This window comes from Clostridium sp. JS66 (assembly GCF_033561535.1).
GTDB classification, from domain to species: Bacteria; Bacillota; Clostridia; order Clostridiales; family Clostridiaceae; genus Clostridium_AM; species Clostridium_AM carboxidivorans.
Window position 1 is genome coordinate 3,294,932 of the sequence record NZ_CP131467.1, and the last position, 14,507, is coordinate 3,309,438.

Below are 14,507 nucleotides of genomic sequence, written 5' to 3' on the forward strand. Positions count from 1 at the left end.
TAGAGGACAATTGTCCTCTAAAAAATGCTTACTCTAATTGCTTCTTTACATCTTTTATTTTTGAAAACATGTTATTGTAAGATGCATAAAGTTCATCACCATTTATAAGATCATATCTTCTTGTATCTAGTTCTTCTAATGAATCTTTAACTTTGTTTAATAAAGCATCCACATTAGCTGTAAGTGTAACTGCTCCATCTTCCATGGAAAGTTCATCCTGCTTTTTATCTGAAGTTCTATCTATAATACTTCTTTCTCTTTCATCCAAGCTTGTGTATTTCTTGAAGATTGCTTCTAAATGATATTCCTTTTGTTTTAAAGTGTTTATAAAAGGTTCTATATTTACTTTACTGTCTTCACTGCAATTATAAACATACATTAAGCCTCTTTTTACTATGGTATCTGTATACATAGCTCTTAAAAAAGTATCCATATCTGCTTCTGACTTACTCATGTTCTTTATAATACCTTCAAGCTTAGCTTTTTCTTGTAGTATTTCTTCATACTTTTCAACTTCTTTTTTTACAAGTCCAGCAAGACGAGGGGTTCTCACTAAATTATTTTTTGCTTTTTCTTCGCTGCTGCTTTCAAAAATACAATACTGCTGTAAATTTCCATTTTCTATAGGTTCCAATCCTTTTTCTAAAAGCTTTTTAATATTTGATAATGCTCTTTTTATTTCACCTACATTAGGTCTATCCCCTTCTAGGTTTAATGAATAATTTTTCATAAAATCCTTAATGCTAAAGTCTTCAGTCACAATACATCTGTATTTTTCATTTATACTGTTTTCTGTATCAACTATACATCCAAGCTTTATAGCTCTATCAAATACATCTCTTACTTCATCATTATATTTTTTTACTCTTTCATTATAATAAGTTGTTCCCCAAGATTGTTCTGGTATAGGTGATGGTAAGAACACCCAGTTCCTATCTCCATTTTGATATAAGTGTCTTCCTATACCATCAGTTTCAAATAAAGTTTTTTCATATACATCTTCATATTGTTTTATTGGAGTATATGAATATAAAGGTACTCCATTTTTAGTATTTAACCAGAATATTCTATTAGTTACCATACTTTCTTTTATATTGATAGAATCTCCTTTTATATATGACTTTTTATACTCTTTAATACCTTCAAGTACTTTTTTTGCATTTCTTGGTACTGACACCATACTCCATGATGGGAAATTAAGTGCTTCTGTATTACTCATATAGAAAATTGGTACTGCATCCTTATCCAATTTTGGTGCAATTTCATCTTTAATTATGTTGATAATGGATTTATCCTCGCCATATTCTAGTGTTAAAAACTCTTCCATAGATTGAGTTATTACATCACCATATTCTTCAGATACAAAGCTTGAAATTGATCCTACTACATCTATATGAACTTCATCAAGCCATTTGCTGGACTCTTCTAAAAGCTTGCTTGAAAATCTTCTAACAATATCATCTGCACTTTGCTTATTTACAATACTTTCTATATAATCTTTTAAATCAGGAACTTTTACTACTGTCCAGGAATAATTTCTTCCAAGAGCTCCTTCTATTTCTTCACCTTTAACAAGGATTTCTCCATCATCTTTAAATATCTTATTTAATTCATTAAGTATTTCAGTATATATTCTATATATTTTATTGTTTAAATCACTTAAATCTGAAATTACTTTTCCGTAAAACTCCATCATTCTAAGAGTTCTTTCTTCTTCAGACTTTAACATATACTCTTCACTTTTAGCTTCTATATAATCATTTTTCTTTCCTTCTTTAGTAAACAAAATTGCCTTTCTAGCTTCTAGCATTTTGTCTTCTGCAAGTTCCCTTTTAAACTTTATCTCTCTTGAAATATTAGTTAATCTTTCCTGAAGAGATGCTACTTCTGTTTCTAAAGTCTTAACTACACAAAAGCTTTGATGAAACAATATTCTAGATGCATAAAAAGGTCCTTTTTTAGGGTCTTTAAATATTTCATTTATAAGCTCTCTTGCACCCTTTACAACTTCGCCAGGATACTGAGTTTTTACCTTATTATATTCATTGGTACATTCTCTTAAATATTCTTTCATTTCATCATCAATGTTTACAGATTGCTTTTTTATTACATTATCATAACTGTATCTATCTCTTCCTTTATAACCTGTAAGAGGTTTTCTTCCTTGAAGTTCACTTTCAAATCTATCTATTACAGAATCTTCATCCAGTTTAAGCTGTCTTATAAATCGATCTGTTTCTTGTTCTGTAGGTCCATTTCCAAACATATATTGGATCTTTTCAAAAAGCTTATAAGCAAGGTAGGTAGTTATCTCTTCCAGTGGCAATACTGCTGAAGATGCTCCTATCATTACATACTTATAACCTGCCATGTATGGTTTTGCCATATTATCAGTATTCTGTTTTAAATTACTTATATAGTCCTGTATAGCAAAAGCACCACCAGATTCTCTCACTTCATTGGATATAAAATTAACTATATTTTCTGCTGTAACATTCATACAGTAATCATAAGCATTACTCATAGGTCTTCCATCTATGTTAGTAGCAGATATTAAATGGCAAAGATTAAATGGAGGCATTGGTGAATCTACAGTTAATCTATTTCTATACTGCTGTTTAAACCTTTCATGTCTATCAGCAATTCCCATAAGGTAATCTAATTCCTTTAATGCTGCAAATCCATTTTTTATAATGTAGGATTGAGAGCTTTGGTTGTCAGAAGCCTTAGATAGGTTAACATCTGGTGTAAATAAATATCCCATTATATTAACTCTATCGTCACCTTTAACCCCTTTAATATTGTTCATAATTCCTCTTACTATATAAGCAATATCTATAAAGGTTCCGCTTCCCGTTCCTCCTGAAAGTCCTGAAAGTATAAATACATGAAGTGTTTCATCTGTATCCTCTTGAAGACGTCTTATTTTTTTCTCAATACAATCTACTATTTCATTGATCTTTGTAAATAATAAAAGTCTTCCTACCTGTCTTATACCACCAGCACCATCGGTTCCACTTTCTGCTGAAAGTTCAGGTGCTAACCATTCTTTTATACAATCATCTAATATGTTTCTATCGTTTAAAATGGACCTTATTTCTGCATTTGAAAGCATAACAAGCTCACTTTGAGGATCTAACCCTACTCCACCATTTGCAGGATATCTCTTATTTTTTTCTCCTTGATTTGTTTCAAAGCCTAAAAATTCAACTTTTTCAGGTTTATCCTTTCTAGTGTTGGATATTTTATCTTCTTCAAGGATAAATCTTTTATTTATTTGATATTTAAGTCTTAGCATTGCATCTATACCTGTTCCACCAAGGCCTATTACAAGTATAGGATTTGATATAGTTTCTATACGTATTTTATCACTTATTATACCTCCGCCCTTGCTAACCTCAAGGTCTTGAAGATGCTCTCTAATTCTAGTATTCATAAATTAACTCCTCCATATTTTATAATCTTACTTAGATCGGAACTCTACAACTATACTTTTTGATACATTATTTAAAAATACTGTTATTTTGTTTCCATTATACATTGTTATATTTTCACCATTTTCAAGCTTTCTTCCTGATTTTTGTATAACACATTTTGATTTATTTAAAATTTCAAGACTATCATCATTTCTGAATATAAATTTTATGTCTTCAGTTTCCTTATATTCTTCTTTAAGAGATAATACTTCAAAAAGTGTAAAGCTTCCAACATAACCATCTAAATTCCTAAACTGTGGAGGCAGCATTTCATCAGTATTCTCATCCTTTATATTCAATTCCACACGACCAAAACCTTGAACACGCTTCTTTTTAAATAAGGCTAATGCTCCTACTATTAAAATAGCTGCAACTAAAGCTGCAATGCCACCTAAAACTGCAGGCTTTTTTAACATACTAGTTTTTCCATCTGAACTACCTGCTGCTCCATTATCACTACCAACTAATAAAGGTGTACTTTCTCTATAAAGACTATTTCCATCAACTCTCGCTTTAAGTTCATATTTTCCCTTATCTGGAATTGAATATTCTCCTTTAAAAACACCCTCAGTATAATCTAGTGCTACTTCTTTAACTGAGTTATCCTTCATATTTTTTACTATAAGCTTTCCCTTCATATTTGTATAAAGTGCTTTATCTGTAATCTTTTGTCCATTGCTTGCAAGGTAAGCTTCTACTTTTAACTTATCTCCATTTTTAGGCGAAGCTGGAGTAAAGTTTGCTTCTAATTGTAAATCATAATTAAATATATAATTTACTTTTATATTGCTGCCACTTACCCCTTTAATCTTAACTGTCCAATCTCCTTCTGTAGGCTTTATAATTTTAAGCATTGAATACTTTTTAGATGTAGTAAAAACTGCATTAGAAGATGGTATATTAACTTCCGTGCCCTTTGGATCTAAAAGTTTTACTTCAACCTTTGAATCTGAAATCATTGATATATTAGCTTCCATTACATTGGAATTAGGAATTTTAACCTTTAAATCCTGATATTCACCATTAGCTGTAACAGTTCCCCCATCTTGAACCTTTAATTTTGAATTATCAGCATATATATCTGTAAGAATCTTAGGAAGATCTGCTGCTGTACTAGTTATGTAATTTTTACCTTTGGTTTCATTTGACATCTCTTCAAGCTGTGTTTTATCTACGGTACCATCATAATTAAGTCCTATGGTATACACAGGATATCCCTTATCCTTACAAGTACTTATTGAACTTTTTAAATCTTTTAGAGAATCCTCTGTTTTTCTTTGAGGATCATTTTTACCATCAGATAATAGTATTATTACTGGCTTATGATTTTTATCACGGCCGCTGTTCATTAAATTTACTGCTTCCAAAATACCAGCACCTGTATCAGTTTTTTGTCCAAGAGGAATATTTAAAGCCATGTTTTTTATTCTTTCTTTATCATCATTTGAATTTATAGTATCCAAATTATGTTCTCTAACTACATTATCTGAGTACGCTACAAGTCCAAATTTATTTCCTTGAACCTGTGACATATCTAAAAACATTTTTATAGCTTCCGTCCTTATTTCTTCAGGATCACTTTCTTTCATAGAACCACTGGAATCTAAAACAAATACCACATCTAAATTTGAAGAAGTATTACTACTTTCCGCATTAACTAAAGGAATATTTCCTAATTGAAAAATTACTATAGCAGCTATAATTAAAATGGATTTAATTTTCCTTATCAAAATTGTATACCTCCTACATATATAAAATTCTAATTTATATTTACAAATAATAACTTTATAATAATACCAAATTGCTACATCAAACTTTATTTAAAATCCATTCCACTGGCTCTGCTGCTTTTATGTCATTAGAAATAGAATTTAAATTCTCTGTGAAAAAGAATTTAGAGTTTGAAAAATTATACTGAACCTTTCTTATAAATTTCTCTTCACGTACTAGCTTAAGAAAATCCACTGCAGTCCCATTGTAATCTATTAAATCCATTTTATTAATTACTACAGCTATTGGCACATTTATTTTCTCATCTGCTTCTATTTCACAAAGCTTTTTCATGCTTATTATAAAACGATCCAGCAAATCATTTATATTTATATTTTTACTGCTAAGTTCTTTAAATTCATTCTTAACAAACTCACCTTCTATTACTTCATCTATACATAAAGGATCCACAATAAAAATCAATCCATTTACATATTTATAGTACCTTTGGGCTATTACTCCATTTATGCTATTAAAATTTTCTCCTTTTGCATCATATATATACAATAATTTTTTACTGGAATTTTCTTTAGAATTTATAAAAACATTATAAAGATTTCTATGTTCTTTTAAAGCTTCTAAATTGCGATTTCCTTCATTTATATCATTAAAATTTTCTTTTTCCATCGAATTTAAAAATTCCACATTCCATTTTTTAGAGTTAAGTAATTCATGTATAACACTATAAATAAATGTTGTTTTTCCTGAAGTTTCTCCTCCAACAAGAGCTATACATACTGATGGTATTTCTTTTACTTCAATGTTTTTCAAACATACTGGACACACTGCAGAAAGTCTATGTCTTCCACTTATGTTGGCACTTGCAATTATCTCACCACAACTACATTTTCTTTTTAAAATGCCATAAGGCCCTGGAACTAAGCTTTTATGAACTCTTCCACAATTCGGACATAGATAATAAGGTACATTAAACTTACTGTAACAATATGCGCAAATGGTTCCTGTACTTTCCTTTTTTGACTTTACACTTTCAATAGTTTTTATAATAAAATATAAAGCATAAATAGGAATACTTATAATTGTAATAATGATAAAGTGTATAAAAAAATAAATTATGTTAAAAATATTGCCAAATACATATATAGAAACTAATGCACCTTTAGCTCTTCCTAAACTACAATGATTTTCTTGCTCCGCTTTTTTATATAATAAAATATTTCCTTTATTTACGGCAGCTGCACTGTGATAAGCATTTTTTAAATCTTCATATTGTTCGTAAAAAAAGTACTTTTCTTCTGCAGGTTCATCAAACTCTTCTTTAGCTCTTACAGAATAATTATTATAAGCTATATATTTCATACCCTTAAAATAGCTATAACTGGATTTAACAAAGCCTTGAACAATTCCCACAAAAATTCCGCCTATAGAGGCAAAAGTTCTAACAACTTTTCCAAGTACTTCACCTATGCCATCCAAAACACCATCTCCTACTTCATAATTTCAAAGAAATTTTTAATTGAATAAGTTTTTTATTTTTAAAAGAGTTCCTTTTTCCATATTTGCAGCTGTTTTTGTAATATGTCTCCACCTAATCATAATTTCTTCTCTATCCTTGCAGCGCTTAGTTTTTTCAATTACGTACCTGCTGCACGCCTTTATTTTCTTTTCAGAAGCTTCCTTTAGTATATCTATAACTCCATTATTAAAAACTTCCTCTGCAACTTTTTCCACATTGTACATATTCTTTAATGTGAATATTACAAAATCCAAAAGTATCTTATATGGATTTACATTGAGATTTTTTAATAAATTTTTATATTTTTTTCCTAAAACAATTTCTTTAACTACCTTTATGTACTGTTCAAAATAAACCTCTCCATATTCAGTACAATATAAAGCTTTTTTAACCTTGCCATGGTCCACATCATCCTTAAGATATACACATATATTAGGCAAAAGCCATTTCAAGTATCTTTCATAGTTATCCCTACCCATTTCCTTATAATCACATTTAATATTTTTTAGTAAATCAACACATTGTATAAAACCGTACTTTTCTAATTCTTTTCCAATGCATAAAAGCTCTATTATACTGCATGAAGTTTTTATTTTATAATGTTTTTTCATATTAAACAGCTTTTTCAAAGTATAATCATCTATTTTTTCATTATCATTATTAATTTTATTTTCAAGCATTGAAATAACCTTTTTTATAAAAACTTTATCCATATATTTTAAAAGTGAGTTATCTATTATATAGTTTAAGATAGCTTCATATTCTTCTAATGTTATATCATCACTACACATATCATCATTTTTGCAGTAATTTAAATATAAATTCAAAGCTTCCTTAAATTTTTCTTTTCTATAATTTTCAAGTGTATTAAATACTTTATTACAATAATTTATAAAAAACTTTTCCTTGCTCAATCTTTTGCTTAATTCAAAGGCATATATACTAAGTAAAAAATCACTACCACCTGTATCTTTACTTATATAAAAATACATTTTATTTTTCCAATTCTCTTTCTCTTTTCCTTCCTCTACAATAAAATCTATCAAAAGCTCTTTTAAAATATTATCTTTATCTATACACTTGCAATAAATTGTAAGTATTATCTTAGCAGCGTATTCATAATCATCTTTAAAGAAATTTAAAACATCTCTTACATAATCAGGATACTTTCTAAGTATACCTAAGCATTTATATAAAAATATGGTTAAAGCTTTATTTTCTTTCCTTTGAGAATCAAATAATTTGAATAATTGGCCTTCCACAGAACTTTTATTAAAAATCTTTACATCACAAAGTACAGCTTCAAAATAAAATTTTGCATGTCTAGGCTTAGCACCTTCCATATAGGTTATAAGCGCCTTTATCCTGCCTTCTTCTAAAGACTTTTTAACAAATTCTTCATCATTTAAACCTCTTATATTTTCATATAAGTTTAATATTGTATTTATAGATATTTCTTCTGCATCCACAATGAGATAATGTATAGAATTAAAGAAAAATTCATAAGCAATTTTCCTATGCTCTATACAACCTGTTTCATTACTCATTTTGAGTAGAAATTTTGTTATTATCTCTGTAAGCTCTACATCTACCTCAGTACTTATCTTTTCTAAATTAGGCTGCAATTCAAAAAATAACTGTTTATATGCTTCAATAGATTTATAATTAATTGCAAAACTTACTGCTTTCTTTACACTTTCTACATCAGATTTTGCAAGTCCCTTTTTTACCATATTATACAAACAAAGGCAATCATCTATATCTTCATCTAATTTGTTGTATTCAAACTGTGTTAAAAAGTCTATAAAAGGCAGAAATATTTCCTTTGAAACTGTAAAACCAATTTCAGCTAATTTTGAAAAATTGCTATTGAATTTTACATTTTTATTCCTATCCTCTAAAAAATTAAAAACATTACATTTGTAGATATTTTGACCCACGTTAAAATTAAATTTACTTCCTCTACTATCTACAGCACATAATAAATAATTAGTATCTTCTGGATTGTATGTATAAGTAGTAAAAGTAAATTGCATTGAAAGTTTCTTGGGAAGTGACAGTTCCACTGCTCCTATTAAGTAAGGTATACTGCTTGCGCTGTCACAAAACACTATTTTCTTTCCACTGTTATTAAAATCTATAATGCTCTGCATTAGTTCTCTAAAATTTTTGCTTTTTTTGCCAATACCATTTTCTTTAAAAAATTTGCTTATACTGTCAAAATGTATTACATTTCCTAAATGAATATGATCCAATTCTGGAAGATATTCTACACAAGGAGCATTTTGTTCTTCTAAAGTTAGAGAATCTCTAAAACTTATAGATTTATAAAGTTCTATAGGATAAAAATCACAAGGCTTATCAAATATTAAAACATGACAAATATAGTTTCCGTACCTTCCTGAATAATCCCTTCCTATGTACTTTCCTTGTGAAATGCAATATTTACCACTTTTTAATATAAAATATGAAAAGGATAAAGGAAATAGCTTTTCTATTTCTTCCTCTGTAGGTTGTGTTGGAAGATTATCTGGTGGTATATACACACAGTAAGTTTCTATTTCCTTTCTTTCTTCTTCTGTAATTCCCTTGGACATGGAATAAGTTTGAAATCCAGCACCAGAAGAAAGTCCCTTTTTGCAGGAAGTATATAAAAGTTGTTGAATTTTCAAATGCAAATCACTTCCTTTTTTCTCCCTTTATTAATTTATACTTGTATAATAACCACAAAAATGGATCTTCTACTCTATGAGGTCTCAATTTTGTAATTTTATTGCTTTCTGGATTACATCCCAGTGCTGTTAATCCAAAATAAGCATAATCCTTAAAATTGGAACTTAATTGATTAGCAAAATTTTCTCCACCCCAACTTCTTACTAAAGCCTCCATAGTTCCATTTACATCTTCAAAATCTGCTAAATCAAAATAGCCTTCCTTTACATGTTTTCCGGAATAATTTATACAGCTGGAAGGATCTATTAGAGATTCCACAGCATCTATTTTAGAAAACGCCACAGCTACAGGTATATCTATCAATTTATCCATTTTAATGCCGTTAGCTCTTCTTATAAGATTTCCTGTTCTTGAAAGCAAATCTTCTATTTCCGTATTCTGTTCTGGCAGTGGTGTACCCTTAGGAAGATTTTCTCTTACCTTTTCTAACTGCAGTGGATCAAGTAAGAAGATTATTCCTGAAGAATTATATATATACCTATTTACAGTCTTCATAGTATCTTCAGAATCTAAATCTTCACCTGCAGTATCAAAGAAAGCAATAGTAACCACATTAGTTTTTTTGTTGGATTTCAAAAACTTTCCAAAAAAACCATCTTCTCTAAAACTTAAACTATATATAAGAGGAGTTTTTACAGATGAATCCGTTTTTGCAGAACGGGTTACACTTATCACTTCATTTTTCTTAAAAACAGGATTATAAAAATCATTTCTATATCTTGTTATAGTAGTATCATTCATTGCTTGAAGACTGCAATTAAAGGCAGATCCTATCTCATTCATTATTTTATCTATAAGCACTGCAATATAATGACTTTTTCCCGCTTCCTTTGCTCCTATTACTGCAAATATTAAATCATCATAATTACCTATAGTATATGGCAATTCCATATGACAGGTAGGACATATCTTTGTATTTGTAGTTTCACCGCATTCATTGCAAAACATGTGATCTGGCATTTCATTTTTATTATCTTCGCTTCTAAGCCTTAAAGAAACCCCTTCTTTAGCATTCCTGCATTCTTGAAGATCATTTTTGCATATAAACTCCACATCACTTAAATCGTGTTTTGAAAAACAATAGGGACATATATATTGATCCTTCTTTTTAAAATTCAATTTCATTTTACTAATCTCCCTTACTCCTTTTACTACTTAAAATGTAAGTTTTCCTTTGAAGGCGATACTATTCTATACAGTTTGCTATTGCTATCATCCACAAAAAAAAGCTTTACATACATGTTTTTACTTAAATTTTCAATTGGTATATCAAAACTTATTAAATCTTCGCTAGTAACTGAGTCATAATCAATATTTATTATAGGCTCCCCATCTGATTTTTGAATAGGTATATTTCCAAATTTTCCAATCAAAACAAGCTGAGGCAAATCCAGCTTCTTTTCATCTGTACTCAAAAGTAACTCTGCACTTTTAACCTTGCCAAACAAATTCTTTTTTATCTTTATTTCATAAAATATCTCTGAAGGTTCTTTATTTACTACAAGCCTTCTTTGAGCTTTGGAAAACAATGTTTTACCATTATAATTTACCATGACATAAATTGAAAAGTAATAATTTCCTTCATTCACTTTATTTATTATGTAATTTCCCTTTTCCATATTGTTTTCTCTTGCAATTACAACTTGAAATGCAGCTGAGTCCTTGGGAGACACAGGAAATTTATCCATCCTGTAGCATATTAAAACCTTATCTATTTTTTCATCCCATGCCCATTCCAGTGAAAGCTGACCATACTTTACTTCCGCTTTCACAAAAGAAATTTCTGGTATATTATTTTCATCCACTATTTCAATGCTTTTCTCTTTACTCTTATCAATAATTTCTTCATATTTTATCTTTTCTTTTAACTCTTCATTTTCATTAGTACTTTCAAATTCAATTTCTTTAAGTTTTCTATCTACATTAACTTCATTATTAACTAATAAATCTGTAGTACCATTTTCTTGTTGTTTTATTGTATTTTTTTCTATCTTTTCATCATCATTTATATTATTAATTTCAATGTTATCTTCAATTTTCTCATTGATGTTTTCTTTTTCAAATTCCTCTAAATATATATTATTTTTAGTAACTTCACTTATTTTTTTTCTTATATCATACTCAGATAGTGATAAAAATTTACCTTTAAAATTTTCCACTTCATCCTTTGAAATATCATCTTTAATTGAAAGAATTATCTCTATTTCTTCAGATAATTCCTGAAGTTCTTGTTCTTTTCCACCGTCCATAATAATCATCTCCAATTTAAAATGTAATAAAAAATATACATATAAAATATTTGTTTATGTTAAACTTAATACTTTATCCGTTACATTAATTCTTCTAGTGGTTCTTGAACTAATAGGTTCTAAATGTACAAATGCATTTTCTTTTTTATCACATTTCCAATTAAAAACCATACAAGAATCTAATCTAGGCTCATACATATTAACAGCTTCATCCTTTAAAAACATTTTTAAATTGTAAGCTGCATATACAAACGCAGCCTTTTTCTTATTTATATCCTTGTATTTTCTCATATTAATTAATCCAGACGACATACCTGCTAAGTAAAATGAAGGATTATATAAGCTGTTGCGGCTATCAGAAACAACCAATTTAACATTTGCTCTAAGCTTAGATATAAGCTGTCTTAAAAGGCTCATTCCTCTTCCCTGTGGAATTTCTGCTTCTGTTAATCCTCTGCTTAAACTCTCACATACTTTGCTCCAAAGTTCCCTATTACACTCTTTATCAATTTCCAAACAATCCCCTAATGTAATAGATTCTAAATACCTTAAGTCATGAAAAACATTACAATCCTCTAATAAATCACAAAAATCTATTATAATAGGCTTATTTTCAGTTATTATAATATTATCTCCTTGAAAGTCTCCATGAGCTAAAGAAGTTAGGCAAGCTACTTTTAATCCATTCCAAATATTTCTGTTATTAAAATAGTAATAAGGATTAGGCAATATAGTATCCGTTCCATCTAATGATATCCATTTTGTATATTTATCTACTCCTATATCTTCAAAAGCTTTAACATATTTATTATCCATATATCTATATGAAAGTTCCTTTTTAACCATATCAACAGGAGAAACATACTTTTTCCTATGTTCTCTATTCCAGCAAAAAAGAAATTTACTTATTTTTGAAATTATATTATCCCTTAGCTCATCCTCATTAAGCACTTTGTCCAAGAATGTTTCACTTTTGTATATGTCATCACCAGCTAAATCATATAAATTAACATATAAAGTAGACTCATCTTTATTCTCCAATTCATAGCTAGTTATAAGTTTAGCAACATATTTCTGCATGTTGTTTTCTACTGCCATGTTATATGCCTTATGAAATACTTCTGCTTCATTGCTGCTGGTTACCTTTAATATTCCAACTCTATTGTCATCTCCATATTCCACCATATATACTCCTGCACCAGATCTTCCTCCATTAAATTTTTTAAGTACTTCCACAGGAGCAATTTTATCCTTAAGTTCTTCACTTATTTTATTAATTTCATTTAATACATCTGTAATATTCATCTTTAAATCCACCCTATAAATATTTATAAAAATTTTGTTTACACATTATATTATAATTGCTAACAATAAACAAACTATTAATAAATAGTGAACATATATTTAAAAGGTAATTACTAGTATCAAAAGAGATATTCATAACTATTTATTCAGTTAATTTAAGCTAAATACTCTTAATTATACTATATCATCATTATGTTACATACTTATTACTAAAATCTTAAAAAAATCTTAACTTTATTTAATAATTACTTAACTCTTATAAATAAACCACACTACAATGTAGAAACTATATAATCTTTTTACAATAAATCAATTAGTTGTAAATAAAAATTATATAGTTTCTATTTTAACTTCTTATGTATCGCTATTTCTCTTATGTTCATATATTTATTTTTGCAGTAAACTAGCAAATTATATATATTCTTATAATATTATAACTTATATTGCATCTTATATAAATACTTGCTTACATACCAATAAAGTTCCTGATTATCCTATTTATATATAAAAAATAGAGTTATTTTTTATATAACTCTATTTTTTATATACACTAAATTTTTATTTTCTTAAAAGCATTTTAATTCCAACCAATTATTATTAAAAATTCTATAAAGCTCTAAACCTCTCAGGTCTATATTCATACTTTCCATTTATAACATCTTCTATTAGATCAATCATTTTTTCTTTATCTTGTGGAAAAGTTCCTCTTAATGCTACATAATTTGAAGGATGATTGCTTCTAAAAATACAGTTAGTTACATTAATGTTTTTTATAAATTCTAAAGTTTCAAGCATAATTTCTTTAGGGTTTAACAGTTTAAAATCTCCTGAGTTTACTTCTTCATACATTTTCGTTCCCGGCTCCACTAGAAGAGTTAAAACTCCAACATAATCAGGATCAATGGAAGTTATAATCTTTGCAGATCCTAATGCATTTTTCTTCCACTTATACTTTCCTCCTATACCTGAAATAAGAGTAACCGAAAGTTTTATTCCAACATTTTTAACCTTTTTTCCAGCTTCTATTATTTCACTACATGTTACTCCTTTACATATTTTTTGCAGTATTTCATCATCTCCACTTTCTATTCCCATATATAGTATTTTAAGTCCAAGTTTTTTTAAGTTTTCAAGCTCGTTTTCAGATTTTTTCAAAATATCCTTTGGAGCAGCATAAGCTGAAACCCTCTTACATTCTGGATATAATTTCTTTATTTTCAGTAGTATTTTTTCTAACATTTCTGTTTTAAGTACTAATGAATCCCCATCAGCTAAAAATATACGTTCCACATTACTATACAATTTTCTAGCTTCATGCAAATCTTTGTAGACTTCCTCCAAACTTCTTATTCTAAATTTTTTGTCCTTATACATACTACAAAAGCTGCATTTATTATGAGAACACCCTATAGTAACTTGAATTATTAAACTATATGCTTCACTAGGTGGTCTATACACTATTCCTTCATATTCCATAAATAGAAACCTCCTCAATAA

The 14,507-nt window shown here is 28.4% G+C and carries 8 protein-coding genes; all 8 read right to left on the bottom strand.

Annotated elements, in window-relative coordinates; translation table 11 throughout:
* Window positions 1–28: 28 nt before the first annotated feature.
* Window positions 29–3,436: a tubulin-like doman-containing protein gene (locus tag Q6H37_RS15365; protein WP_318733680.1), complete on the bottom strand. Its 3,408-nt coding sequence runs from the start codon at window positions 3,434–3,436 to the stop codon at window positions 29–31.
* 27 nt (window positions 3,437–3,463) lie between these two features.
* A complete protein-coding gene (locus Q6H37_RS15370; protein ID WP_318733682.1) occupies window positions 3,464–5,206 on the bottom strand; it encodes a vWA domain-containing protein in 1,743 nt (580 codons plus the stop codon).
* A 79-nt stretch (window positions 5,207–5,285) separates the two neighbouring features.
* A complete protein-coding gene (locus Q6H37_RS15375; RefSeq protein ID WP_318733684.1) occupies window positions 5,286–6,683 on the bottom strand; it encodes a TRAFAC clade GTPase domain-containing protein in 1,398 nt (465 codons plus the stop codon).
* A 36-nt stretch (window positions 6,684–6,719) separates the two neighbouring features.
* On the bottom strand, window positions 6,720–9,395 hold the full coding sequence (locus tag Q6H37_RS15380; protein WP_318733686.1) for a hypothetical protein: 2,676 nt from the start codon (window positions 9,393–9,395) through the stop codon (window positions 6,720–6,722).
* A gap of 7 nt (window positions 9,396–9,402) precedes the next feature.
* Window positions 9,403–10,581 carry a hypothetical protein gene (locus tag Q6H37_RS15385; RefSeq protein WP_318733688.1) on the bottom strand — a complete coding sequence of 393 codons (1,179 nt, stop codon included), beginning with the start codon at window positions 10,579–10,581 and terminating at the stop codon, window positions 9,403–9,405.
* Between the two features lie 26 nt (window positions 10,582–10,607).
* On the bottom strand, window positions 10,608–11,705 hold the full coding sequence (locus tag Q6H37_RS15390; protein WP_318733690.1) for a hypothetical protein: 1,098 nt from the start codon (window positions 11,703–11,705) through the stop codon (window positions 10,608–10,610).
* 54 nt (window positions 11,706–11,759) lie between these two features.
* Window positions 11,760–13,010, bottom strand: a complete 1,251-nt coding sequence (locus Q6H37_RS15395; protein ID WP_318733692.1) for a hypothetical protein — start codon at window positions 13,008–13,010, stop codon at window positions 11,760–11,762.
* Window positions 13,011–13,616: 606 nt separating this feature from the next.
* Window positions 13,617–14,486 (bottom strand): radical SAM protein, encoded by an 870-nt coding sequence (locus tag Q6H37_RS15400; RefSeq protein WP_318733694.1) that lies wholly within the window; start codon window positions 14,484–14,486, stop codon window positions 13,617–13,619.
* Between the last annotated feature and the right edge of the window lie 21 nt (window positions 14,487–14,507).